We start from the raw sequence: 25005 nt of genomic DNA on the forward strand, positions 1-25005 counted from the left end.
CTACCAGGTCTCCACAGGAAAGACGCGGCGGGGTCGGTCAGGTTCTGGTCCGGTATGGGTCGCCTCCGAAACCTGCCCGACATTTTGATACGCCTTCGGCGCGTCTGCGGCGTGTCGGGCCCTGGTCATTTCCCGCAGGTGAGCCTTCTTGGATTTGGCCCCGGCGACGGTCGCCGCGATTTCCCGGCGCAGAAGCGTCTTTTCCTGCGCCGGTCGTTGTTGGCTCTCTCGCGTGCGCGCTCGGTCGGCTTCATGCTGCCAAAGGGTGATTGGCATGGTCACCCCATCCCGCCGCTTTACCGGACGCCAGATCCGCGTGTCGGGATCGGCGATGTAGATCCGGCTGATGTCCCGGGGGTCGTAGCATAGATCCAGAGGTGGCAACCGGTCACGGCGGGCGACGAGAGGCCCAAGCCATTGCTCGAAGTAGTCGATGGCGAACAGGCTGACGCCCTGGGGAGAGATGCGGCGTGTTGTGCGGGGGAGAAAGTTGAGCAGGACTTGGTCAGGATCATCGATCGGCCGGTCCGTCGGTGGAAGTCGCAGCTCCCATTCGAGGCGAGGCACAGTCAGCTTGCGCGCGTTCTGGGTCTGGTTGTGATCGACGATTGCCAGGGCGATGCAACGCTCGAGGGCCGCGAAGGTCAGACTTGCCCTCTCATCGGACGAATAGTCGCCGCGATCCGCGATCGACCGTCCGGTCTTGCCAGGAAGAGAGCGAAGCACCGTGTTCACTTTTCCAAGGAGGCGCTCGACAACCCCACCTCGGTGAACTGTGCCCTTGTTCCGGGTTCGGACGGTGATCCCGAAGTCGGCGCATCCTTTCGTAAAGGTACTGCTCTGAAATTCCTTGGCGGAGTCCACGACGATCTGCTTAGGGCGGCCATGCATCACCCACGGGTGCGCGATCCCGCGTTCGGCCAGCCAGTTATCCTTGCTGCATATCGCGTGGGCAAGGCACAAGGCGACCGAGAGCCGGGACGGACGCTCGAGGGTCAGACAGAAGCCGATGATGGCACTCGTCGCCACATCGGCGGCGATGGTCAGATAAGGTCTGCCAACGAAGATGCCATGATCGTCGATCACCTCGACGAACTGGATGTCGGCCGGGGTATGATCGATCTGGACGACCTCAAGGGCGTGGGCGGCACGGATGTATCCCGGACGCGGCTTCAGGCGGTGAAGATGCTTGCCACCGGAAAGCCGCCGCCGCGCGATCTCCTCTGGGGTGAACACGCGCGGGATCCGCTTGGCCACAGTGACATAGGACGGGGGCTTGTACCCTTCGCTGTCACAGCGCGCACGGATTTCGTCGACGATGGGCGCGAGATCGGGTTGCTCTGGCTGCAGCCACATCTTTCGCAAAGTGTCGGAAATGATGGCTTCCACGCTGGCCGATATCCTCGCACGCCGCGCGCCATTCGTCCGAGGAAGAAGCGACGAGACACGGCGGTCCTCCCGATACCGGGCGAGGTGATTGTAGACCTGACGCGTCGAAAGGCGCAGTTCCACCGCTGCCCGGCTGACAGCCTCCCGCATCGGCAAGTCGCCATCGAGAACCCGGTCAAGTTCGCGAGCGATCCGAACCGCCTTCGACCAAGCCTCGTCTGAAGCGCGGTAAGCTGCCCGCTCCAAAGGCCGATCTTTGCTGAGCGCTGTCATGCCGCCGTGCCCTTCAAAACCTATTGAAGTCCATAATGAAATTGAAATCGCAAAGCAGAAACCCGCGCCACTTCCGGAGGTACCTTGCGGAAATCATGTGAAAACCACGCAGTGAAATCGTGAAGGAAAAGCGACAGTGGTTCCTGCCCGGCCCGATTGAAGAGGAGCCCGACGATCTGCCGCCCTGGCCACGTGCCGAACGCCGCGAAACTGCGGTCCTCGACGACTGGCGAAAGGCCGAGGCGGGCCACGCCGCACGTCTCGCTCGCGCCGCGGGCCGACTAGGCGCGCTCGACGATCGGTTGCGACGTGGCCCGGAGGGATGGCGGCACCGGCTTGCCCTGATCGAAGCGGCTGATCTGAGCTGGTTTTCAGGCGACCGGATTGGCTCAGATCGGCTAGCGCTCTGGATCTCCATGCGCTTGTCCGGTGTGCAAGACGACACGGCGGCGCTCGCGCGTGTCGGTTGGGCAGTGCGGCGGCTGACAGGTGGGCCTGGACCCGAAGCCGACCTATCTGCCTTTCTCGACCGCCGTGACGCCGAGAATATCCCAGCTGAAGCCGAGTCCTTCGCGGATCGCGCGGGCGGTTGGTTAGGCCTGATGGCGGATGCCGCTGAACTGCACCCGATCACTCGCGCTTGCTTGGGCTTTCACCTCTGGAGCCTCGCAGGACTCGGGCAGTACGGCGACCGCATGGAAGCGGCAGTCACCGCAGCGCGGATCGCAGCCAGTGATGGGAAAGGGGCAATCTTTGCGCCTCTGGCCATGGCCGGGGCCGAGGGGCTGCGCTCCGGTGGCCTACCGGCTGACCGTCTTGCGCGCTGGCTCCATGGGATGGAGACGGCATGTCTGACAGCGATGCGGCACCTTGATGATATCGAGGCGTGGGCGGCGCGGGCGGAGGCCGAGATTGCGCGACTTTCGGGCAAGACGCCCCCGTCCTTGCGCGCCGTGTTGACCGAATGGCCACTCGTTTCCGCTCCGATGGCCGAGACCCTGACCGGCGCCAGTCGCGCGGCCGTCCAGCGAAATCTTGCGTGGATGGAGGCGCGGACTCTGATCCGCGAGGTGACCGGACAGGGGCGGTATCGGATGTGGCGGATATTGTCATGAAAGAAGGACGGAGATTGTATTGGTGTCCTGACTGAATGGGATCAGCGCCCGACGATTTGCAAACCGTCCTGAGCGAATGGATGGTGCCCCAGATGATCGTCCATCCAACGGAAACTACCAGCACATCTTGCGCGGAACGAACACATCGGGCCAACTCGAGGCATCACGGAGTATCGGGACATACTGGGAGGACTGGCAACAAGAAAAGGCCTGATCATCTGAAATCCCAGCCTCCCCTCGTGGGCCACCGCCGTCGGACTGAATACCTTCCAAAGAGATCGAACCGGAGCGCCACGACCCTACTACATCAAGTTTTGCCATAGTTGGTTCGAGAAGCGCGGGAAGCCTGATGGCGCAAGGTGATAGGGTCTAGTCAAGCATTTTGCGATACGTTGGCAATTTCCTTCCTAGCGGGCCTGCAAGAAGCCGTTCGAGCAAGGCACCCAGAACGAGCCAACCCAAGAAATTCACACCCAAGACCCGAGCGACATAAAGTCCGGCAAGGTCGGGCGGGATCATTGGTGCGGCAACAGGCACGGTTGGAGCATCCACAACGTGGGGCAAAGAGATGACGGCGAGTGCGACTCCACGCGCCGCCCAGTTCTCAAACCGGAGGGTGAGTGCCAATCCGGCAGCTGTGGCAACGAGTGTCAAAATCCACCACAACTGGCGCGAACTGAGATTTGCTGCAGGCATTCCCGGAAGCTCTGGCGGCAAGCCGAGCGCGGGGGCGAGAAATGCCACGGCAAATCCGGATACGGCAATCCCGACTGCCGAGAAGGGCCGGACGTTCGTTGACATCTGCGCAGCAGACATTGAAGCGCCAGCCAGGAGCCCGAACCCACACCACGTCAGCGTCAGAAAAATGACGGTCAGACCAGCTCGGGACAGATGGGTTCCCTCAATTTGCATGTCATCGGGTTGGATCGTTGTCGACATGCCAGGCTGATCTTCGGTTTGGACCAGCGGCAGAGCCAACTCTCCGGTTTCATAGCGTTCGGCTTCGATGATCAGAGGCTGGATCAGCCACAGCTGGAGCAGAGCGACTACGACGCCGGCCAAGGCACCCGCAATCAGCCCGCCAGAAAGCAGGGTCTTGGACATGACATGACCTCCAGCCGTCAGTGACAGGGAAATCCGGTCGCGTGCCGGGTGTCGTGAGTCGCTGCGTGCAGCGCATCGGGCTGGGAGAACCCTGCGAAAAATAGCAAAGCTGCCCCGAACACGGCGCTTAGGAGAACCGGCCGAAGGGAAGCATTCGAAGGCGAAACGGCAAGAGTCGATGTGGTCATGCAACAGGTCTCCGCCCGTCACACCCGACGGGAATGGGTTTCATCGAAGTCTGGCCGGTCTCCTGGCTCGCGGATCAGCACGGCCCTTCGCCTTCCCGGGCAGTCGCCCAGTGGCTTGATGAAGGGCCGCTACCGCATACAGTCGCGGGGGCGGCTGAGGCTTCGGGCGCCGCAACTGGGTCCGCCCTTCCCCATTCCCGATTGAGTTCCAGGGCTCTGCACCCCTTGAACACCAAACGCTGATAGGCTCGCGCCGATCCTGTCCGAAGTCAACTGACTACCGGATGGGCGAAAGCTGCATCGGTCCGCCCTTGGAGCCGTGCTGCCCCGTCCCATTAAGTCCATGCTCCACTCCTTGTCCGAGATCCGCAAGGATCGGACAGTCGGGCCGGTGGTCGCCGCAGCAGGCGTCCGCCAGGTGGCGCAGCGTGTCGATCATGGCCTGCATCTCGCGCACTTTGCGTTCGAGGCCGTCGATCTGCTCCGTCGCCAGACGCTTCACGTCCGCGCTCTGGCGGGTGCGGTCGCGCCAAAGAGCGAGCAGTTCCTCGATCTTCTCGACGGGAAAGCCCAGGTCGCGGGACCGGCGGATGAAGCGCAGCATCTGCACTTCGGTTGGAGCGTAGACCCGATAGCCCGACTCGGTCCGTCCTGCTGCCGGGATCAGGCCAATGGATTCGTAGTAGCGGATCATCTTGGCGGACACGCCCGAGGCCTTTGCGGCTTCACCGATGTTCATGACAGGTCTCCCTCAGTTGACGACCGCTGGCGCGAACCGCCGCAGCCGAAGTGCGTTGCCGAGCACGAAGACGGATGAGAGGGCCATCGCGGCGGCGGCGAAGATCGGCGACAGCAGGAGGCCGAAGGCGGGCCACAGGACACCTGCGGCAACCGGAATCAGCGCCGCGTTGTAGGCGAAGGCCCAGAACAGGTTCTGCCGGATGTTGCGCATCACTGCCTTGGAGAGTGCGATGGCGTCCGACACGGCGGTCAGCCGCCCGGTCATCAGCACCACATCCGCCGCCTCGATAGCGATGTCGGTGCCGGTACCGACGGCAATGCCGACATCCGCCTCGGCCAGCGCGGGCGCGTCGTTAATGCCGTCGCCGACATAGGCAAGCTGGCCGATGCCCTTCAGCCGCTTCACTGCATCGACCTTGCCGTCGGGCAGGACCTCGGCCACCACCTCGTCGATGCCAAGCTGGCGGGCGATGGCATTGGCGGTACGGGCATTGTCGCCGGTGATCATGGCGACCTTCAGGCCAAGGGCGTGCAGGGCGCGGATCGCTTGCGGTGTGGTGTCCTTGATCGGGTCGGCGACGGCGAGGATCGCAGCCAACTTCCCGTCGATAGCGGCATATAGCGGCGACTTGCCTTCGTCGCCAAGCCGCGCGGCGGTGTCGGCGAAGGGGGTTACGTCAAGGCCGAGCTTCACCATGTAGCGGTCGGCCCCGACTTCGATCTTCTGCCCGCCCGCAACGGCGGTGACACCGAAGCCAGTGACGGAGTCGAAGGTCGTGACGTCGGGCAGGGGCAACCCTTCCTCGGCCGCCGCCGTGACGATGGCGCGGGCGATCGGGTGTTCGGACTTCGCCTCGACCGCCGCGACGGCGGCGAGGACCGCGGCCCGGTCAAAGCCGTCAGCCAGCACGAGGTCGGTCAGCCGGGGCTTGCCCTCGGTCAGCGTGCCGGTCTTGTCAAGCGCCACCACCTTCACGCCTTGCAGCGATTGCAGCGCCTCGCCCTTGCGGAAGAGGACGCCCAGTTCCGCACCGCGCCCGGTACCGACCATGATCGAGGTGGGCGTGGCCAGACCCATCGCGCAGGGGCAGGCGATGATCAGGACGGCGACGGCGTTGACGAGGCCGAAGGTCAGCGCGGGGTCGGGGCCGAAGACCAGCCAGACGGCGAACGTCAGCGCGGCGAGGGCCATGACAGCGGGCACGAACCACATCGTCACCTGATCGACCAGCGCCTGGATCGGCAGCTTGCCACCCTGTGCGGCCTCGACCATGCGGATGATCTGCGCGAGCATCGTCGCTTCGCCCACCGCTGTCGCGCGGAAGGTGAAGGCGCCGGTCTGATTGACGGTGCCACCGGTGACGGCGCTGCCTGCGGTCTTTTCGACGGGCACGGGTTCGCCCGAGATCATGCTTTCGTCGATCCAGCTTGCGCCGGACGTGACTTCGCCGTCGACCGGCACCCGCTCACCGGGGCGGACCTCGACCACATCGCCGGGGCGGACCTCGGCAACGGGCACCTCGACCGTCGCGCCGTCCCGGACGACGCGGGCGGTCTTGGACTGAAGGCCGACCAGCCGTTTGATTGCCTCCGACGTGCGGCCCTTGGCGCGGGCCTCGAGATAGCGGCCAAGCAGGATCAGCGTCACGATCACCGCTGCCGCCTCGTAGTAGACGAAAGTGGTCCCTTGCGGCAGCACGCCGGGGGCGAAGGTGGCGACCAGCGAATAGCCGTAGGCGGCCGAGGTGCCCACCGCGACCAAGCTGTTCATGTCGGGGGCCAGACGGGCCAGCGCGGGCAGGCCTTTGCGAAAGAAGCGCAGGCCGGGGCCGAACAGGACGGCGGTGGTCAGGGCGAACTGGATCAGCCAGCTGGCCTGCATGCCGATGGTGTTCATCACCGCCATGTGGACCCACATGAACAGGTGCGACCCCATCTCCAGCACGAACACCGGCAGCGTCAGCGCGGCGGCAATCAGCAGGTCGCGCTTGAGCAACGCCTCGTCTGCGGCTTTCTTCGCGGCGGTCTCGTCCGCCGCAGCCATGGCAGGCGCAGCGGGGCGGGCCTCGTACCCCGCATCAGCAACTGAACGGATCAGCGATGCCAGATCGGCAGACCCGGTCACTGTCGCCCGCTCGGTCGCAAGGTTGACGGCGGCAGAGGTCACGCCCGGCACCGTTTTCAACGCCCGTTCCACCCGCGCAACGCAGGAGGCGCAGGTCATTCCCTCGATCTCCAGATCCACGGGACGCGCGGGTACGGCGTAGCCTGCACCCTCCACCGCCTGTACCAAAGCCGCGCGGTCCAGCGCCGGGCCGGTCACTTCGGCGCGCTCGGTCGCGAGATTGACCGATGCCGTTGCCACCCCCGGCACCGCTTTCAGCGCCCGTTCGACATGCGCCACGCAGGAGGCGCAGGTCATGCCCTCGACGTCGATCACCATCCGGGCTGTGGCGGTTACGGATGGTTGCCTTGCCTGCATGTTCATTGCGGGACTCCTTTCAAGGTGCTTCCGCAAACGGAGATAGGGCTTCCCATCATGGGAAGGTCAAGGGGTAACTTCAATTTTCACCTCACGGCTTTGTGGGGTTGACCTTACAACCGTGGGAAGCCCTATCTGATGGCGCATGAGGCAAAACGCTGAAGGAGGCACTCATGCAGTTCCATATCGAGAACATGACCTGCGGCGGCTGCGTGCGCAGCGTGACCAAGGCCATCCAGTCGGTCGATCCGGCGGCGGAGGTCAGCGCGGACCCCGGAACCCACAAGGTCGACGTCAAGTCTGTGGCCCCCCGTGAGCGGCTGACAGCGGCGCTGACCGAGGTCGGCTACGCGCCCGCCTGAAGCACAGACTTTCCACAACAGAGAAAAGGAAACGACCATGAAGAAGATCGCAATCGGTGCTGTTCTCGCCGCGATGGTGGCAGGCGGAACTTACGTGTATGCCCAGTCGGACGGCATGGCGGGGATGGACCACTCGGGCATGAACATGGGGGGCGATGGCATGGCGATGATGAGCCATGCCACGCTGATCCCGCCGGAACTGGCCAATGATCCGGCAACCGTGGCCTATGCGGCCGCGATGGACAAGATGATGGCGGACATGATGGTGCCCTATACGGGTGACGTGGATGTCGATTTCGCCGCGGGCATGATCCCGCACCACCAAGCGGCCATCGATATGGCGAAGATCCAGCTTGAATTTGGCACGGATCCCGGGATGCGCGAACTGGCCGAGGCGATCATCGCTGCGCAGGAATCCGAGATCGCCACGCTCAAGGCGTTTCTCGCCTCCAAGGGCATGTAAGCCCGGGATGATGACCTTGGGCGGCGCGGTCGGGATTGGCCGCGCCCCCTGCAAATCCGGGACGCAGGGAGTTCGGTTCCATGACCAACAACGCGCAGAAACCGGACACCCCGCCGCCGATGGCCGGAATGGACCATGCCGCAATGGGGCATGGTGCAAAGTCCTCAATTGATCACGCTGCGATGGGCCTTGGCGCGAAATCCGTCGATCATGCTGCGATGGGGCATGCGCCGCAGGGCGGTGGTGCCGACGCAGGCCACGGCGACATGGTGGCCGATTTCCGCCGCCGGTTCTGGGTCTGCCTCGTCCTTACCATCCCGGTCCTGGTCCTGTCGCCAATGGTGCGCGATTTCCTTGGGCAAGGGATGGCCCCGCTGTTCGCCGCCGAGGAATGGGTGGCCCTGGCCCTGTCCTCGATCATTTATTTCTGGGGCGGCTGGCCCTTCCTGACCGGCGCGCTTCCCGAAGTTCGCAGCGGCCGTCCGGGGATGATGACGCTGGTCGCGCTGGCGATTTCCACCGCCTATTTTTACTCCGCCGCCGTCACCCTTGGCCTTCCGGGGGGCGAACCGTTCTACTGGGAACTCGCCACGCTGGTGACCATCATGTTGCTGGGTCACTGGCTGGAAATGCGCTCGGTCCTCGGCGCCTCGCGGGCGCTGGAGGAACTGGTGCGCCTCCTGCCCGATACGGCGCTACGCGTCAAAGCGGATGGCGGGACGGAAGAGGTGCCCGTTGCGGCTCTGGTCGCAGGCGACCGCGTAGTGATCCGCCCCGGCGCAAAGGTGCCGGTCGATGGCACGATCACCGAAGGAACCTCTTCGTTCAACGAGGCCATGCTGACCGGCGAGTCGAAGCCGGTCAACCGGACCACGGGCGAGACAGTGATCGGCGGGGCGGTCAACGGCGAGGGTGCGGTCACCATCGAGGTGAAGGCGACGGGCGAGGCCACATATCTGTCGCAGGTCATCGCCATGGTGAAGGCCGCGCAGAACAGCCGGTCGCGGACTCAAGACCTTGCCACACGCGCGGCGACAGTCTTGACCTGGGTCGCAATCACCGTGGGCCTCGGGTCGTTCGCGTATTGGGTTTGGGCAGGCGAAAGCGTCACCTTCGCGCTGGAGCGGATGGTAACGGTGATGGTCATCGCCTGCCCCCATGCGCTTGGCCTTGCGGTGCCCTTGGTCGTGGCAGTGTCAACCTCGCTCGCGGCCAAGAACGGCCTGCTAATCCGCGACCGTGCCGCCTTCGAGCGGGCACGAGACCTGAACGCAGTCGTCTTTGACAAGACGGGAACGCTGACCGAGGGAAGGTTCGGCGTCAGCGATATCGTCATGCTTGAGGGTGGCGACGAGGCTGCGGCGCTGCGCATGGCAGCCTCGGTCGAAAGCCAGTCGCAGCATCCGATTGCGCAGGGGATCGTGGCGGCTGCAACGGGCAAGGGAATCGCCTTCCCGGCACCGGAGGGGTTGCAGAGCATCACCGGCGCGGGCGTGACCGCGAGGGTGGACGGGCAGGAGGTGGCCATCGTCAGCCCCGGCCACCTGCGCCGACAGAACACGCCCGTCACTGATCCGCGCCTTGCGGCATTGGAAGAGGCAGGCAAGACGGTGGTCGTTCTGGTCAAGGACGGCAAGCCGCATGCGCTTTTCGCGCTGGCGGACATCGTTCGGGCGGAATCGCGCGACGTGGTTGCCCGGCTCAGGGCCCGCGGTGTGCAGTCGATCATGATGACGGGCGATGCCGAGGGTGTTGCAAAGTCGGTCGCAAAGGAGCTGGGCCTCGACGAATACTTCGCCCAGGTGCTGCCGGACCAGAAGGCGGCCAAGGTGCGGGAACTGCGGGCGCGCGGGTTGAAGGTCGCGATGGTCGGCGACGGGGTCAACGACGCCCCGGCGCTGGTCGAGGCTGATCTCGGCATCGCCATCGGCGCAGGCACGGATGTGGCGGTGGAATCGGCCGACGTCGTGCTCGTCCGCTCCGACCCGCGCGATGTCGAGGCAATCCTCGGCCTGTCGCGCGCAACCTATTCCAAAATGGTGCAGAACCTGATCTGGGCCACGGGATACAACGCCTTTGCCATCCCGATGGCGGCGGGGATCACCTTCGGGACCGGGTTCATGATGACCCCGGCAGTCGGGGCGGTGTTCATGTCGGCCTCGACCATCATCGTCGCGATCAACGCCCAGCTTTTGCGGCGCTACCAGGGCTGACGCGCTTATCCCATACCATGCAGCCCATGCAGGCTGCCGGTCATCAGAACTGGAAGCAGGACCGGCGCGGCGACGACAAGGACCAGCAGACGCTCCCGCCATCGCGCCAGCCGCCAACACAGGAAGGCGGCCAGCGTCACGACCAAGGCGACCTCGAACAACCCGAAAACATTGCCGTAGAACCGCGCGTCCCAATAGCTGACCGGACTGCGGAACACCCAGTCCGAGACGGGCCAGAATTGGCGGCGGGCGTCATCGTGATGGGTCAGGAAATCCGCAAGGGCATGCAGGAGACCGGCACCCGCAAAGGCGCGCAGGATGATCTGTCTGCGCCAGACAGCCAACCCGAGCAGCCCTCCCCAGAAAAAGAAGCTGTGGTCAATCGCAAAGACCGACTGCCAGGTCTCTGAGAAGAAAAGCGTGCTGAAGACCTCATGTTCTGGCACGCCAACAACCCGGGTCGCCCAGAGCACCATCGCAAACATCGGCAGGTCCGGGGCTAGCCCTCCTGCGAGCGCTGCGATCAAGGTTGCCGGTGCTAGTGGCCGCGTGCAGACGGCAGCCCCGATCAGCATGTGCGACGGCGTGTTCATGACCTCAGCAGACCGGGTCCGGCATGGATGCTTCGTCCTCTGCAATCCGGCGCAGCAGCGCATAGGGGATCGCGCCGTTCAGGACGGTCCGTCCCACCACCAAGCCCGGAGTGCCGACAAACCCGAATATGTCGGCAAGTGCCCGCGTCCGGTCGAGGTCTGCCTGCACTTCCGGGGATGTCATGTCGCGGGCCAGCCGGTCGGCGTCGAGACCGACGTCGGCCGCCACGCGCAGGACTGAGGCCTCCTCGGCCACGAGCGGTGTTCGCATGAAGCGGCGGCGAAGCTCCTGCTGCTTGCCTTGCCGTGCAGCCGCGACCGAAGCGCGCGCGGCAAGCTCGGAGGGAGGTCCGAAGATGGGGAGTTCATGTTGGACAAGGCGGAAGGAGGCAGGAAATTCGGCCAGCAATGTGTCGAGGTCCCGCTCCAGCGCCCGGCAGTAGGGGCAGCGGAACTCGCTGAAATAGGCAATCGGCACGACTCCCGGTGTCCCGTCGGTGCCAAAGAGGGCAGGGCAGGGGTCGACACGCACAACTTCAGCACGCGCGAGGCGCTGGTCTGCATCTTCTGACGGCGGATCGAGGCCAATGAATGCCGGCGTTGCTCCGGACGTTTGGCCACTCCCTTCATGGCGGCGAAACGGCGGCAGATCCGCAATGTCGGCATAGCGCGGCCCTCGGCCCGGGAGCCGGTCCCAGGGAAGGGCACGCAGACCATAGATAAGGGCAACGATCCCGCCGAAGACAAGAAAGTCGCGGCGTCTCACGTTCACACCACAGTCACCGGTGTTCCAACCGGCACCTGTTCGTAGAGCTGGATCACATGCTCGTTTAGCATCCGGATACAACCGTTCGACACGGACTGGCCGATGGACCACGGCTCGGTCGTGCCATGGATACGGTAGTAGGTATCGCGCCCTTCCCGGTAAAGGTAGAGCGCGCGCGCCCCAAGGGGGTTGTTCGGCCCGCCTGGGACACCATCGGCGAACTGGGCATAACGGTCAGGATTGCGGCGGATCATGTCGTTCGTCGGACGCCAAGCAGGCCATTCGGCCTTGCGCTCGATGATCGCGGACCCCCTGAAGGCAAGTCCGGCCTTGCCGACACCGACTCCGTAACGGATCGCACGCTCGGTGTCGAAGACATGGTAGAGAAAGAAGCTTCGCGGGAACACGAGGATCTGTCCGGGCGCGTGCTGCTCGCGGACGCGCACCTCGCGCGGCTGGAACTCGTCGGCCAGCACGAATGGCTCTGCGGTATGGGCCCGAAGGATGGTGGGCGAGGACAGCGCTGCAAGTGCGGCCCCGCCAATGAGGAAGCGTCGGGAAATCATGCTGTCTCCTGAGAGGAACGAGAAGGATCGGGTTCGTTCAGGAGACGCGTCGCGGCGGAGGGGTATGGGGGTCCAAACTGCGGCTGGAGCCCATGACCGGCGTGATCTCGAAATGCGACGATCCGGCCACCGCCATCAGAGTGACAAGCAATGGCTCGCCGGGGAAAACAAGATGACACGTCCCGTGTCCTGACCCCTCGCCGCAGAGCGCATCCTGTATCAGGGGCTGGGCGTGAAGTGCGTCAGCATGCGTTCCGTGCGGCGATCGTTCTGAATGCGCCAGTCCGAAAAGGATGGCGAGCAGGAAGAAGCTGCACAGAAGAGCGGTGATCAATCGCATGGCAGGAGCATAGCCCCTCTCACGTAAGCACCTACTGATCACATCGGAGTGAGGGGTTAAATTCCTTGCAGGATTGGCGAAAACGCAACGCATTCACCTGTTTGTGACCCGGCCGCGATGCAAAGCCGTTTGACCTTCCCACGTTGGAAGGAAGCAAGCCTTCTGCAAAAAGGAGCAGAACATGCGATTCACTCGACGGCTTTTTGTTGCCGGAGCACTTGCCGCGCCTTTCGTGACCGGTCGCGCCGCCATCGCGTCGGAAGACACGCAGGGCCCGGTCCGCAACAACATCTCGGCTTTCCGCACCCACGAGTGGAGGGATCACTTCGATGCTCTGGGGGTCGGGATCATCATCTCCGACACGACAGCCAAGGTCCTCCAGCATTGGACGAGCGACGGTCAGATGTATCTCTACCCAAGCTCGGTCCCGCTATCGGACGAGCTGACCCGCCGGGGCTATACCGAGGTCGTCGAGAAACGGGTGAACCCGAGCTGGGCGCCGACACCGTCGATGCGGGAACGCAACCCGGAATGGCCGGCGTTCGTGCCTGGCGGCGACCCGACCAACCCGCTCGGCACCCGTGCCCTTTACCTGTCGTGGCAATACTACCGCATCCATGGTACACACGACACGCGCAAGATCGGCCGCCGCTCGTCGAACGGCTGCATCGGGCTCTACAACGAACATATCGAGGAAGTTTTCGACCGGACGCCGGTCGGGACGCAAGTGAAGCTGATCTAGCTAGATGAAACGTTCTTCGACCTCACCGAACGCACTCAAAGACCTGTTTTCGCACAGGTTGTTGCGGTTCGTATCGATGTGGCTATTGTCCTTGGTCCTGACGCTTGGCCTGGTTCTCGGACAGGCTGCGGAGGCGGGCTCGGTCGAAGATCATCATCCCGAGACTTCAATCGAGATCGCGAGCAACTTAGGGCAAGAGACCGCGCAGGCACCTGCATGCCACCCGGGCCTCGCCTGTACTGTTTTCGTGCTGCCCGAGGGGCCGGTCACAGCACTGTCGTTGTCAATCGTGATCACTCTGCGATCGGACCTGACGCAGTCGCAACGCCGCTTCGGCGGCCCGTCTGTGACCCTGCCTCCCCCCCGAACCCGTATCTGACAGTCAGGCCGGACGTGCGTCTGACGGTTCGATAGGCTCTCCGCAGCTCTGTCGACAGTTCAATCTCTGTCAGCCTGACACCAGACAGTTGTGCAAGCCTCACGATCCGCCGGAAGGGCGGGTCGCGGGATCGGTCAACAACAAGAAACCAAGGGCAGTCAGGCAGATGAAACCACAATGGACAGGCGCTTTGGCGCTTGCCGCTTCCGCAGTCGCGGCAGTGGCGCTGGCACATAACGGGGCGACGGGTGTCGTCCTGGAACGGATGAACGGAATGACGGCGATGCGGGACACGGTGGCTGAGCTGGCACCGATGATGCAGGGCACGGTCCCCTACGACACATTCATCGTGTCAGAGGGTGCGAGCGTCATTGCCGGTCACGCGGGCGAGACGATGCTGTCGCTGTTCCCGGAAGGCAGCCTCGAAGGGGTTACCTACGCCAGGCCGGAGATCTGGTCCGACTGGCAGGACTTCGCAGCACTTGCCGAGGAATTGAAGACTTACGCTGACGCGCTCGCCGTGGCAGCTCCGAACGGTCTTGAGCCGGCGCTGCCGCCGCCCGGAGATATGGCCGGGATGGATCACTCGGCGATGGCCATGACCCCGGCACCACAGGGAGATGAGGGCTTCACGATAGCGGAATTGATGGGCTACGGCGAAAGGCCCCCGGAGGTCCAGGTTTCGCGCGGCACATCGGACCCGGCGACGCTGGCGTTTGATCTGACGACGCTGGCGGCAGACGACCTCTTCACCCGGATCAGCGCCACCTGTTCGTCCTGCCATTCGCAATTTCGCGCCGGTCGGAACTGACGATGCGGGGCTTGATCCGCTTTTCGGTGATCGTCCCGGTCGTTGTGGCCGGGTTCGGTGCCGGGGTTCTGGCGCTTTGGCCCATCGGCGCGCCCGAGCCCGCCGCGTTCCCGCCCGGGGATGCAGAGCGCGGCGCCTATCTGGCCCGCGCCAGCGGCTGCGTGTCCTGTCACACCAACGCGGCAGCCAAAGGACCGGCGCTCGCCGGAGGCGCGCCGCTCGACACGCCCTTCGGTACCTTTGTGCCCCCGAACATCACCCCGCACACCACTGCGGGGATCGGCGACTGGACCATTCAGGATTTCGCCAAAGCTGTCCGCCAGGGGGTTTCGCCCGAGGGTGACCCCTACTATCCCGTGTTCACATATTCCTTCTACGCAGGCTTCACGGATCAGGAGATCGCCGACCTGTGGGAGGCGTTCCGCACCGTTCCGCCGGTTGCGGATGCTGCCCCCGCGCATGATGTGGGATTTCCGTTCAGTTTCCGCTCTGGGCTGAAGCTCTGGCGCGCCGCCTACCTCGACGCGCCGGATACCGATGCGCTGATGGGCACATCATCGCCGTGGAACCGCGGGCGTTTGCTGGTCGAAGGGGCGGCGCATTGTGCGGCCTGTCATACCGGCCGAACGCTTGCGGGCGGCCTTGACGAATCCGCCCGGTTCGCTGGAAACGACAGCCTTCCCGGTGGCAGCAAGGCACCGTCGATCCTGACAGCCGATCTTCTGGAAGGCGGCTGGACGGTCGCGAACCTCGCCTATGCGCTCCAGTCGGGGCTGCTGCCCAACGGGGACGCTTTCGGCGGCAGCATGGCGGAGGTCGTGGCTGAGGGCACCTCGTACCTCACCGACGCCGACCGCGAGGCCATCGCAACCTACCTGCTCGACCCCGACGGCAGCGGGGACATCCCGGAACCTGCGCCTCCTGCCATGGAGACCCCGATGGCGGGGATGGACCACTCGCAAATGGAGATGGGCAATGAGAACTAGAGTGCTCGCTGTGACGCTTGCTCTGGGCGTCTTTGCCCTTGTAGCCGCGTTCATCTGGGCGACGGTGGGCACGCTCGATCCGCGAGACACCGTTGCGGATCGGGACGTGCCGACGGCCGAAGTGTCGGAAGTCCTTCCGGATGGTCGGATCGACGTCCAGGTCTATGCGCTCGGTAACCGGGACGTCCGCCTCGAGATCCAGTTCACACCGAATGGAGATGCTGTCGAAACGGCGGCCATGCGACCCGACGTGAACTTCGCGATGGTCGAGATGCACATGGACGGTTTTGATCCGCCGCTTCAACTGATCGAGGCCGGGGCCTGGAGGGCGAACCTGAAGTTGCCGATGGCCGGGCGATGGGTGGTCAGCGTTGGTTTTGGCGAGGATCGTGCAGAGGTTGAATTTGATGCGGAGTGACGGACTGACACAGCAGGCACAGCACAATGATACCCTGCGCAGAAGTCTTCGCGGCACCGCAGTCGGTATCGCACTGTTCGCAGTCCTCGGGACGGTGACCGCAGTCTGGGCTAACCCGCTGTTCGTCCGCATGACCCCGGTTGGTCCGTGGGAGTTCGGGGCCACCGTCCTGACGGCACTCTTGGCTGGAGTGACAGTCACGCTCTGGGTTCCCCGATGCCGGCTGCGGACATCCGGGGCAGGCGGTCTTGCGAGCTTCCTCGGGATCGCCTGTCCGACCTGCAACAAGGTGCTGATGCTGATCTTCGGTGGTCCGGCGCTGCTTGCATGGTTCGATCCCGTCCGGCCCTGGCTCGCGGTAGCCGGGGTCATCGTCATGGGCTATGCTGCCTTTCGCACCTGGCGCGCGTTTCGCGAGTCCCGATCTGACCTTCACATTGTCGGCGGCGTTGAAACTCCCATGACGGGAGGCCCGCAGTGACAGCGTCAACTGGTTTGCGGTCAGCGATGCGTGGGCTGGCCCGGAAAACGCTGGTCCGGCACACGCTCGTGGCCATTCTTGCGATGGGGCTCGTGCTGGGCTTTGCGGCAGTTCATGCCCAATTTAGCCCGATGCACCGCTGGAACCGCGCCTTCGGGGATGCTTCGCTGGTGCTGATCGCACTGTCGATGGCCTTCGGGCCGCTGACCCGCTTCCTACGCGCGGCGGTTCCGCTGCTGCCGTTCCGGCGTGAGATGGGTATCCATGCTTGCCTTCTGGTGATCGTCCACGCGGCAATCATTCTCGTCGGCTGGGTCGAATGGGATCTGATGCGGCTGTTCGGGTTCGAATGGCATCCCGACCTCTTGGCCTATGTCATGTTCCAGCATGGTTTCGGGCTTGCCAACGTCATCGGGATCGCGGCCCTCGTCCTCGCAGTTCTGCTTGCCGCTACGTCGAGCGATTTCGCGATGCGGCGTCTGGGGCTGTCCGGCTGGAAGTTCTTGCAGATGGGCGTCCTGCCGATGTGGTGGCTGACCGTCGCCCACGTCGCCTACTTCCTCTTCATGCATTTCCTGAGCTTCCACCAGGCAACGCCACCGCCGAATCCGCTACAGCTCTGGTTCGTCGGGTTGGTAGTTCTAGTCCTTGGTCTGCGCGCGGCGGCTTACCTGAAGACCATCCGCGCCAAGGCCCCGTCCGAACTGCCGGGAGAGGAGGCAAGCCATGCGCCGATCTGAACGCGAACTCGCTCATGCGGCAAGGAAGACGACCCGGCGGTCCCTCCTGCTGGGTGGGGCGATGTCCTCGGTGGTCAGTGTTCTCGGCTTCCGGATGTGGCAACTGGGCGTCCGCGATGCCGAACAATACTACCTGCTGGCCGAAGAAAACCGGATCAGCCTGCGGCTGATACGTCCTGACAGGGGGCGCATCTTTGACCGTGCTGGGAAGGTCATTGCGGATAACGAACAGGCCTACCGCATCACGCTCGTGCGGGAGGAAGCACGGGATGTCGAAGATGTCCTCGAGAAGCTGCGTCTACTCCTTGGTTTAGACGAGGAAACACTGACCAAGGTCCGCGAGCAGACGGCCCGTGTGCGGGCTTTCGTTCCGATTACGGTAAAGGACCGGGTCACCTGGGACGAGCTTTCCATCGTGGCCTTGAACTCCCCCGTGCTTCCGGGCGTTCACCCCGAGATGGTCCTGTCCCGTGTTTATCCTTTCGGGCCCGATTTCGCCCATCAGGTCGGCTATGTGGGACCGGTCAGCGACAACGATCTGGAAAACGAGGCTGCCGACAATGAGCCACTGCTCCGCCTTCCCGATTTTGAAATCGGGAAGACCGGGGTCGAGCGCAGCCATGAACGCGCCCTGCGCGGCCTGCCGGGAACCCAGCGGGTTGAGGTCAATGTCTCCGGTCGCACGATGCGCGAGCTGGCGCTCGACCCTGCTACCTCGGGCCCCGACATGCAGGTCACCCTCGACCACCACCTTCAGAACTTCATGCGCGTCCGCCTTGAAGGGCAAAGTGCCGCCGCGATCGTGATGGACGTGACGAGCGGCGATCTTCTTGGCTGCACCTCGGCGCCGTCCTTCGATCCGAACCTCTTCGTCCGCGGGATTTCCAGCCGCGACTACGGCGCGCTCCGCGACAGCGAATTCCGCCCGCTCTCCGACAAGACGGTGCAGGGGGCCTATCCGCCGGGATCGACGATCAAGATGTCGAATGCGCTGGCCGCGCTGGAAACCGGGCTGATGGACCCGGAAGAGACTGTCGCCTGCAATGGCTATGTCGAGATCTCCGGCCGCAGGTTCCACTGCTGGAAGCGCGGTGGTCATGGCCGAGTGAACATGGTCGGCGCGCTGCGCGAGTCCTGCGACGTATACTTCTATGAGGTCGCGCAGCGCATCGGCATCGACGGTATCTTCGCGATGAACGACCGGCTGGGGCTTGGCCAGAAGTACGACCTTCCGCTGTCCGGCATGGCGCATGGCAACAACCCGTCGCGCGCTTGGAAGCAGGAAAGGTATGGGCAGGACTGGCTGATAGGGGACACCATCAATGCCTCAATCGGCCAGGGCTTCACGCTCGCCTCGCCGATCCAGCTTGCTACCATGACGGCGCGACTGGCGTCGGGGACCGCCGTTCTGCCGCGTCTGGTGCGGCCGTTTGGCGGGCAGGACCAAGACAATCCTGATCCGGCCCCACTCGGTCTGTCGGCCGAAGCACTGGCCATCGTGCGACAGGGCATGTTCGAGGTCTCGAACCACGAGCGCGGGACGGCCTATGCCTCGCGCATCGCCGATCCGGCGCAGGCGATGGCGGGCAAGACTGGAACGAGCCAGGTCTTCTCTATCACCGCAGCTGAGCGGGCCGCAGGCGTCCGTTCGCAGGACGAGCTGCCGTGGAACCGTCGAGATCACGGGCTGTTCGTGGCCTTCGCACCGTATGATGCGCCCCGCTTTGCCGTCACGGTCGTGGTGGAGCACGGTGGCGGCGGGTCAACGGCCGCCGCGCCAATTGCGCGCGACATCATGCTGTTTGCGCAGCATGGCGGCTTGCCCCCCGAGGACGCCTATCCGACATCGCAGAGGGCGCGCGTGCGGGAGGACCTGGCTCTCTTGTCCGAACGCATCCTGCCGCCGGACGGCACGACGGCTACGGTGAGCCGGACATGATGCACTGGCTCAGAAGGGCGTGCTCCCTTAGCGTTCTCGGAGTCGCCGTCGCCGCAACCCCCTTTGTACTTTCGTCGGTTCCAGCCCGTGCGTTTTTTCACGACACGCCCGACATCGAAGGTGGGCGTGCCATTTACGCGGCCAGATGCGCCTCCTGCCACGGTGCCAATCTGGAAGGGCAGCCGGACTGGCAGTCGGCGAGGGAGGACGGCACCTATCCCGCGCCGCCCCACGACGAAACCGGCCACACCTGGCATCATGGGGACGCGATGCTGCGGGACTACATCCGCCGCGGGGGGCAGGCGGTGCTGGACGATATGGGGGTCGACTTCACCTCCGGCATGCCTGGGTTTGGCGACGAGCTGACCGAAGACGACATCGAAGCCGTCCTCGCCTATATCCGGTCAACCTGGCCCGACCGCATCCGCGCCGCGCAGGCTGAACGTAGCCAGTTGGAAGCAGGTTCGCCTTGAAGCCGCAAGCAGGTCCGCCGACCTCCCGATTTCCGCTTGCCTCTCTAGGAACTAGAGGGTGCAGACCGCCTGAAACTCTTTATCCGTCACACAAGGCACTTCTCATGCGCGTCACGTCAATCCTGCTTGCCATCACTCTCGTCTTCGCTCCCGGCCTTTCCCCGGCGCAGGAGATTACCGAGGACCGGATCAGGGAACTGGTCGTCGAAACCTTGCGCGAGAACCCGGAGCTTGTGCTCGAGGCGCTTCAGACGCTGGAGGCACGCCAAGCAGAGGCCCAGGCCGCCGCTGCCGCCGCGACCCTGGCTGACGAGCGCACCCTGCTGGAGCGCGACCCCAACGCGCCGGTCCTCGGCAACCCGGAAGGCGACGTGACGGTGGTGGAGTTCTTCGATTACAACTGTCCCTACTGCAAACGCGCGATGCCTGAAATCGACGCCCTGCTGGCCGAAGACGGAAACATCCGTCTTGTGCTTCGGGAGTGGCCCATACTCAGCGAAGGGTCAGCGATCGCGGCGCGGGCCGCTTTGGCCGCGCGGAAGCAGGGCAAGTATGCCGAATTGCACAATGCGTTGATGGGCGCACGCGCCAAGTTGGAGGAACAGTCGGTGCTGCGGATCGCGGGCGAGGTCGGGCTCGATGTCGAGCAGCTCAAGGCCGACATGCAATCGCCCGAGGTCGAGGAGCATATCGCCACGTCTATGCGACTGGCCGAGGCGCTCGGCTTCAACGGCACGCCGTCTTTTGTGGTAGGCGACCAGCTGATCCCCGGTTTCGTCGAGAAGGCGCAGCTTGCCGAAGCGGTGTCAGCGGCACGGGCTGTCGAATGAGTGCCCGTATCCCACGCCTTCCTGTTATCCTTCTTTGGCGGCCCTTCCCGGTCAGAGTGACGGTCTTGGGCAGGATCGGAAAATCCGTCCTCGTGGCCGCGGTGTGGATCGGCCTTGCAGGGTTTGCTTGGGCGCATTCGTTCACCGTGAGCCTTCTGGTCGTCGGCGAGAACGTCGAGGAAAACCTTGCAGAGGCCGTCCGCGGTTTCCTGCTGGCAGCGGACGAACGGGACGGGCACGCCAACGAAACGTCCGACGGGCATCTCGGCGGGGTTGATGTGCAGATCTTGCCGCTTCCACGAGATGCAGCCGGGCTGGTCGAAGGCCTGTTCGGCACGCCCGACGAGCCGACCGATGTCGTGATTGTCCTTGGCCCCGAACCTTTGGCCAGCGATGCCGCGCGTGCGTATCGGTCGGCAACTACGGTCTTGCAGCAGGCCGTTCCGCCGGACGGGTGGGACAGTGACGACGGAACCGACAGTTTCGTGTCGCGCTATCGGGTCGCTTATGGCGCGACGCCTGGTGTGATGGCGGCAACGGGGTATCATGCGGCTCGCAGGCTCGACGTCGCGATCAGACCTCTGGACGGTGTGGTCCCGCAAGACGCGCTGGAAGACGGCTGGCGATCAACCGCCTCCGGTCTGCCCTGGTGACCAAAGCACCAACAGTGCCAGGCGTCATTGGCACTGGACAGACCTCAACCGGCTGATCGAGATCAGGCTGCGGCGTAGCTCGTGAAGACACTGCCGCTGCCGTCCGTGCCGACGAGGATGACGTCATAGGCCTCGCGCTCGGTCTCGGGGCCCATGCCCGGCGACCCGTAGGGCATTCTGGGAACGGAGAGGCCGACGGCAGCAGGGCGTTCAGCCAAAAGCCGCCGGATGTCGGCAGCGGGCACATGCCCCTCGACCGTGTAGTCGCCGATGGTGGCGGTGTGGCATGAGGCGAGGGTCTCGGGAATGCCGCGCTCGCGCTTGAACGCCTCAAGCTCCTCGATGCTGCGTTCCTCGAAGGTCACGCGAAAGCCGCTGTCGCGTAGATGTCCGATCCACCCGTTGCAGCAAGGGCAGCCTGGATCCTTGACGACGTGGATGCTTTCGTCACCCCCGGCAAGGGCCGGGGTTGCCGCAATTGCGGCCAGCCAAGGAACAGCGGCGAGAACCGTGCGCCGGGACAATGTCATGATGTCGGCCTTTCAATGAGACTCTTCTGCAACCATGGCTCCGGGCGCATGAATTCGCGAGCAAAGTCTGGTGAACCCGGCCACCGATCACTGAAATGCTACTCTAGCCGCGGATCCCCGGCCTGGACCAGCAGAACGCCATGGTTCTCGTCGGCGTCATCGTCGGTGATTGTCCGTGTGGCGACGCCAGGCAACTCGGCAAACGCCTGCATCATCCGCTTCGGATACCAGGTCATCGGCAGACTTTCAAAACCGGGCACGCCGTCGAGCACCCGCGACAGCGCGATGGTGCAGTTCGCCTTCGGCACCGCGCCATAGGCCATCGCCCGCTGCATGATCAGTGCCGCGACCTCGGGCGAAACCTCGACGGTCTGTTCAACCACGTCGTAGGTCTCGCGGGCGTGGTAGTCGATGTAGAAATCCACCATCTTCGGGGTGATCCCGTAGTGTACGTCGTTGCGTTCGGGCAGCCGGGGATGCCGCCAGGTGCCAGCCGGATCGAACAGCACGCGCTGCGATCCGTTGATCAGCAGGCCCGCATGAGCACCCGCTCCGCTGCGTGTCGAGAGTACCGTGTAGAGCGTGACCGAGGTCGGGCCGGGATGTTCGTAGCGCGCGGCGGCCACGGCCTCATCGGGTGCCCAGATCGGCTCGGCGCCGCAGGACGCCAGGCCAAGGATTGCCGCAAGGGCGAGGAGAAGCTTTTCCATCGAGTCGCTGTCCCGCGTTTTCTTGCAGGTTCCGCGCAATTGCGATGGATACCAGTAAACTCTGCGACAGTGCGACGGAGGATTTGGAAACGCGGCATTGATGCCGCAGACATTCGAGGCCGGGTGCCGATCAGGGACACCGAACTGTCAGATGACGGGAGCAGCCAATCCTGATAGATACATAAATCATGGCTTTGTCGTCGTTTCGCATGCGTGTCCTGATCCCCGCCGCATATCTGGTCGCGGCGATCCTGCCCGTAGTGGCACTGGGCGAAGGACGGCAGCAGTTCCAGGACGACCATGCACAGATGATGGCCATGGCCGGTCATCTTGCGCAGATGCCGGGGATGGGCGGTGCGGACGACGTGACCCAACAGTTGCTCTGTCAGCAACACTGCATGTTCGCCGCCGCGGCCTTTCCTGCGCCGGACCGGGTTCCGGAAACTGTCGCGCGGTCTTCCGATGGTGAGGTTGGTATCGTCATGCTTCCCACCTCGCTGGCCATTCCGCCCCCGGGGCGGCCTCCCAAGATCGCCGTGATCTGAGCCTACGGTTCTGGCATTCGCCGGGGACCATTTGTCCAATTCACGACACGATACAGGAGAATTCGCATGTCGCCCCTTTCTCGCCGCGGCTTTCTGGCCGCTTCTGCGGCCACGGCCGCTTCACTGGTGCTTCCCGCACGGGTCTGGGCCCAGTCCGGCCGAATGTCGCTGACCGCCACCACCCGCACCATCGACGTGCGGGGGAGAGCCGCAACCGTCTGGGGGCTTCTGGACGGCGCTGGCCGGTCCGGCCTTGTCCTCGATCCGGGCCAGGCTTTCGCCGTCGATCTGACAAACACGCTTGGCGAGGCGACGATCATCCACTGGCACGGGCAGATTCCGCCGAACGCGCAGGACGGCGTCCCCGACCTGCCGATGCCGGTCCTTCAACCCGGCGAAACCCGGGCCTACGATTTCGCGGCGCGACCGGGCACGCACTGGATGCATGCCCACATCCCGGCGCATGAGATGATGCTGCTTGCAGCACCTCTGGTCGTGCGGCGTCCCGAGGACGTTGCTGCCGACCGGCAGGAGGTGACGCTGTTCCTGCACGACTTCGCGTTCAAACCGCCCGCCGAGGTCCTGGCAGAGATCACCGGCGGTGCATCCATGGCCGGAATGGACCACGGCCAGATGGGGCAGGGCGGCATGGACCATTCCGGAATGGACATGGGTGCGATGGGTCAGGGGGACATGATGGCGATGCCGGGCATGGACGGCATGGCGATGGACCTGAACGACTACAACTTCGACGCCTATCTCGCCAACGACCGCACACTGGACGACCCCGAAGTGGTTCAGATCGACAAGGGCGGGCGGGTCCTTGTCCGTATCATCAACGCTGCGGCGGCGACGGTTTTCTGGATCGATACCGGCATCCTGCCGGGGCGGCTGGTAGCGGTCGATGGCGAGCCAGTGCAGCCCCTGCCCGGCAGCCGCTTTGGCGTCGCAATGGGCCAGCGGCTGGACGTCGAACTGGATGTGCCGAGTGATGGCGGGGCCTTCCCGATCCTTGCCCTGCGCGAAGGTGCCAAGGAAAGGACGGGTGTCATCCTTGCCACGCCGGGCGCGGCGGTGACCAGGATCGCCGAGATGTCGGAGGCCGACCATCCCGCCTTCAGCGGCGATCTGGCGCAGGAGGCCGCCCTGCGCGCCGTCACCCCGTTGCCCGAACGCGCGCCAGCCTCGCAGCCGATGCTGATGTTGGGCGGCTCAATGATGCCCTATATTTGGACGATCAACGGGCAGACCTGGGGCACCCACGTTCCCGTCACGGCGAAGACCGGCGACCGGGTCGAGATCATGTTTCACAACATGTCGATGATGGCGCATCCGATGCACCTGCACGGCCACGCCTTCCAGGTGGTGGGTATCGGCATGGACCGGATCGCGGGGGCGGTGCGCGACACGGTGCATGTGCCGCCGATGGGCATGGTGACGGTTGCGGTGGACGCGGGCGAGGTGGCGCGGTGGATGCTGCACTGCCACCACATGCCGCATCTCTCGACCGGCATGATGACCGAGTTCGCGGTGTCGGCCTGACGCACGCCCGGACCCGCAGCCTGTATGCGGGTCCGGGCCCTTTCCCGGAGAGAGCGGACCCATGCCAACACTTATCGGCCGCCGTGCCGTCCTTGGTGCACTCGCCGCGCCCTTCCTTGCAGGGTCTGCCGAGGCTCGCCCACCCTTCCGGCTGCTCAAGGATCCGCAACCGCTGCTGTCTCCGCCGATCCTTGACGAAGCTGGCACTACGCGGAAACTCGACGACTTCGCCGGCCGGGTGATGCTCTTGAACATCTGGGCGACCTGGTGCCCGCCCTGCAGGGAAGAAATGCCGACACTTGACCGGCTCCAGTCCCGGCTGGGCGGTGCGGATTTCGCGGTGCTGCCGCTGTGCATCGACGACGCGGGGATCGGCAGGGGGCGACGCTTCTACGACGAGATCGGCATCGTCGATCTGCCGCTCTATTGGGCCGAAGCCCTTCGGGTTCAGCTAGCCCTTGCCTTCATCGGCCTGCCGACAACCCTTCTGATCGACCGGCAGACCCGGGAGATCGGACGCCTTCAAGGTCCGTACGCATGGGACAGCGAGGACGCCGTTGACCAGATCGTCGGTGCCCTCTGAGGGATAAGTCGGTGTTGGTCGAAGACCGTCTGCCAAAGATCGGACCCC

General features: G+C 64.4%; 28 protein-coding genes and 1 riboswitch. Of the genes, 18 read left to right on the top strand and 10 right to left on the bottom strand.

The features are described 5' to 3' along the window. On the bottom strand, nt 1-1389 hold the full coding sequence (locus tag CN97_RS17135) for a transposase family protein (RefSeq protein WP_248700114.1): 1389 nt from the start codon (nt 1387-1389) through the stop codon (nt 1-3). A gap of 392 nt (nt 1390-1781) precedes the next feature. Between CN97_RS17135 and CN97_RS17140 the strand changes: the two genes are divergently transcribed. Further along, nucleotides 1782-2777, top strand: coding sequence for a hypothetical protein (locus CN97_RS17140; RefSeq protein ID WP_248700115.1), 996 nt, complete (start codon nt 1782-1784; stop codon nt 2775-2777). Nucleotides 2778-3146: 369 nt separating this feature from the next. Here the strand turns inward: CN97_RS17140 and CN97_RS17145 are convergent, their stop codons facing one another. The 4 genes from CN97_RS17145 to CN97_RS17155 all read right to left on the bottom strand — a co-directional run bounded on the left by CN97_RS17145 (nt 3147) and on the right by CN97_RS17155 (nt 7292). Then, nucleotides 3147-3881 carry a CbtA family protein gene (locus CN97_RS17145; protein ID WP_051911379.1) on the bottom strand — a complete coding sequence of 245 codons (735 nt, stop codon included), beginning with the start codon at nt 3879-3881 and terminating at the stop codon, nt 3147-3149. 17 nt (nt 3882-3898) lie between these two features. Then, nucleotides 3899-4069, bottom strand: coding sequence for a CbtB domain-containing protein (locus tag CN97_RS20420; protein WP_084684240.1), 171 nt, complete (start codon nt 4067-4069; stop codon nt 3899-3901). Between the two features lie 35 nt (nt 4070-4104). Next, nucleotides 4105-4321: riboswitch (cobalamin riboswitch) on the bottom strand. Nucleotides 4322-4346: 25 nt separating this feature from the next. Then, nucleotides 4347-4808 (bottom strand): Cu(I)-responsive transcriptional regulator, encoded by a 462-nt coding sequence (cueR, locus tag CN97_RS17150; RefSeq protein ID WP_084684241.1) that lies wholly within the window; start codon nt 4806-4808, stop codon nt 4347-4349. A 12-nt stretch (nt 4809-4820) separates the two neighbouring features. After that, entirely contained in the window at nt 4821-7292 is a 2472-nt protein-coding gene (locus CN97_RS17155; RefSeq protein ID WP_455423164.1) for a heavy metal translocating P-type ATPase, read from the bottom strand. A 173-nt stretch (nt 7293-7465) separates the two neighbouring features. Between CN97_RS17155 and CN97_RS17160 the strand changes: the two genes are divergently transcribed. From CN97_RS17160 to CN97_RS17170, 3 genes are all read left to right on the top strand, one after another. Beyond that, the gene (locus tag CN97_RS17160) at nt 7466-7654 is read left to right on the top strand and encodes a heavy-metal-associated domain-containing protein (RefSeq protein ID WP_035714032.1); all 189 of its coding nucleotides are present in this window, start codon (nt 7466-7468) and stop codon (nt 7652-7654) included. Between the two features lie 37 nt (nt 7655-7691). Then, entirely contained in the window at nt 7692-8117 is a 426-nt protein-coding gene (gene copM, locus CN97_RS17165; RefSeq protein ID WP_051911381.1) for a CopM family metallochaperone, read from the top strand. A gap of 80 nt (nt 8118-8197) precedes the next feature. Further along, nucleotides 8198-10330, top strand: coding sequence for a copper-translocating P-type ATPase (locus CN97_RS17170; protein WP_211253710.1), 2133 nt, complete (start codon nt 8198-8200; stop codon nt 10328-10330). A gap of 5 nt (nt 10331-10335) precedes the next feature. Here the strand turns inward: CN97_RS17170 and CN97_RS17175 are convergent, their stop codons facing one another. The 3 genes from CN97_RS17175 to CN97_RS17185 all read right to left on the bottom strand — a co-directional run bounded on the left by CN97_RS17175 (nt 10336) and on the right by CN97_RS17185 (nt 12255). Then, nucleotides 10336-10815: a hypothetical protein gene (locus CN97_RS17175; protein ID WP_051911383.1), complete on the bottom strand. Its 480-nt coding sequence runs from the start codon at nt 10813-10815 to the stop codon at nt 10336-10338. 112 nt (nt 10816-10927) lie between these two features. After that, complete coding sequence (locus tag CN97_RS20985; RefSeq protein ID WP_169743200.1) at nt 10928-11401, bottom strand: DsbA family protein; 474 nt, start codon at nt 11399-11401, stop codon at nt 10928-10930. 290 nt (nt 11402-11691) lie between these two features. Beyond that, nucleotides 11692-12255, bottom strand: coding sequence for a L,D-transpeptidase (locus CN97_RS17185; protein ID WP_035714035.1), 564 nt, complete (start codon nt 12253-12255; stop codon nt 11692-11694). 521 nt (nt 12256-12776) lie between these two features. On the opposite strand from CN97_RS17185, the gene CN97_RS17190 reads away from it, so the two are divergent. The 11 genes from CN97_RS17190 (at nt 12777) to CN97_RS17235 (ending at nt 21047) form a co-directional block, all read left to right on the top strand. Beyond that, nucleotides 12777-13337, top strand: a complete 561-nt coding sequence (locus CN97_RS17190; RefSeq protein ID WP_035714037.1) for a L,D-transpeptidase — start codon at nt 12777-12779, stop codon at nt 13335-13337. Between the two features lie 4 nt (nt 13338-13341). Further along, the gene (locus CN97_RS20805) at nt 13342-13716 is read left to right on the top strand and encodes a hypothetical protein (RefSeq protein ID WP_140418217.1); all 375 of its coding nucleotides are present in this window, start codon (nt 13342-13344) and stop codon (nt 13714-13716) included. A gap of 166 nt (nt 13717-13882) precedes the next feature. Then, entirely contained in the window at nt 13883-14527 is a 645-nt protein-coding gene (locus tag CN97_RS17195) for a c-type cytochrome (protein WP_035714039.1), read from the top strand. Between the two features lie 2 nt (nt 14528-14529). Further along, nucleotides 14530-15513, top strand: a complete 984-nt coding sequence (locus tag CN97_RS17200) for a c-type cytochrome (protein ID WP_248700116.1) — start codon at nt 14530-14532, stop codon at nt 15511-15513. Next, entirely contained in the window at nt 15503-15931 is a 429-nt protein-coding gene (locus CN97_RS17205; protein WP_140418216.1) for a FixH family protein, read from the top strand. The genes CN97_RS17200 and CN97_RS17205 overlap by 11 nt, the downstream gene beginning before the upstream one ends. Further along, nucleotides 15921-16412: a hypothetical protein gene (locus CN97_RS17210; RefSeq protein ID WP_035714045.1), complete on the top strand. Its 492-nt coding sequence runs from the start codon at nt 15921-15923 to the stop codon at nt 16410-16412. The genes CN97_RS17205 and CN97_RS17210 overlap by 11 nt, the downstream gene beginning before the upstream one ends. Further along, a complete protein-coding gene (locus CN97_RS17215) occupies nt 16409-17152 on the top strand; it encodes a ferric reductase-like transmembrane domain-containing protein (RefSeq protein WP_248700117.1) in 744 nt (247 codons plus the stop codon). Before CN97_RS17210 ends, CN97_RS17215 begins: the two co-directional genes overlap by 4 nt. Continuing rightward, nucleotides 17139-19091, top strand: a complete 1953-nt coding sequence (mrdA, locus tag CN97_RS17220) for a penicillin-binding protein 2 (RefSeq protein ID WP_035714048.1) — start codon at nt 17139-17141, stop codon at nt 19089-19091. The genes CN97_RS17215 and mrdA overlap by 14 nt, the downstream gene beginning before the upstream one ends. Next, nucleotides 19088-19564 carry a c-type cytochrome gene (locus CN97_RS17225; RefSeq protein ID WP_165053279.1) on the top strand — a complete coding sequence of 159 codons (477 nt, stop codon included), beginning with the start codon at nt 19088-19090 and terminating at the stop codon, nt 19562-19564. Before mrdA ends, CN97_RS17225 begins: the two co-directional genes overlap by 4 nt. Before the next feature lie 104 nt (nt 19565-19668). Beyond that, complete coding sequence (locus tag CN97_RS17230; protein WP_051911390.1) at nt 19669-20394, top strand: DsbA family protein; 726 nt, start codon at nt 19669-19671, stop codon at nt 20392-20394. Then, nucleotides 20391-21047: a hypothetical protein gene (locus tag CN97_RS17235; RefSeq protein WP_169743201.1), complete on the top strand. Its 657-nt coding sequence runs from the start codon at nt 20391-20393 to the stop codon at nt 21045-21047. Before CN97_RS17230 ends, CN97_RS17235 begins: the two co-directional genes overlap by 4 nt. Nucleotides 21048-21109: 62 nt before the next feature. Here CN97_RS17235 and CN97_RS17240 read toward each other — a convergent pair whose 3' ends face one another. Both CN97_RS17240 and CN97_RS17245 read right to left on the bottom strand, forming a co-directional pair. Next, nucleotides 21110-21577: a DUF411 domain-containing protein gene (locus tag CN97_RS17240; protein WP_035714052.1), complete on the bottom strand. Its 468-nt coding sequence runs from the start codon at nt 21575-21577 to the stop codon at nt 21110-21112. 98 nt (nt 21578-21675) lie between these two features. Beyond that, the gene (locus tag CN97_RS17245; RefSeq protein WP_035714053.1) at nt 21676-22287 is read right to left on the bottom strand and encodes a hypothetical protein; all 612 of its coding nucleotides are present in this window, start codon (nt 22285-22287) and stop codon (nt 21676-21678) included. Nucleotides 22288-22475: 188 nt separating this feature from the next. Between CN97_RS17245 and CN97_RS17250 the strand changes: the two genes are divergently transcribed. The 3 genes from CN97_RS17250 to CN97_RS17260 all read left to right on the top strand — a co-directional run bounded on the left by CN97_RS17250 (nt 22476) and on the right by CN97_RS17260 (nt 24957). Continuing rightward, complete coding sequence (locus tag CN97_RS17250) at nt 22476-22832, top strand: hypothetical protein (RefSeq protein WP_140418215.1); 357 nt, start codon at nt 22476-22478, stop codon at nt 22830-22832. 66 nt (nt 22833-22898) lie between these two features. Further along, complete coding sequence (locus tag CN97_RS17255; protein WP_035714057.1) at nt 22899-24374, top strand: multicopper oxidase family protein; 1476 nt, start codon at nt 22899-22901, stop codon at nt 24372-24374. 61 nt (nt 24375-24435) lie between these two features. After that, complete coding sequence (locus tag CN97_RS17260; protein WP_088217531.1) at nt 24436-24957, top strand: TlpA family protein disulfide reductase; 522 nt, start codon at nt 24436-24438, stop codon at nt 24955-24957. Nucleotides 24958-25005 lie beyond the last annotated feature (48 nt).

The sequence above is a fragment of the Haematobacter massiliensis genome (genome assembly GCF_000740795.1).
Classification (GTDB): domain Bacteria; phylum Pseudomonadota; class Alphaproteobacteria; order Rhodobacterales; family Rhodobacteraceae; genus Haematobacter; species Haematobacter massiliensis.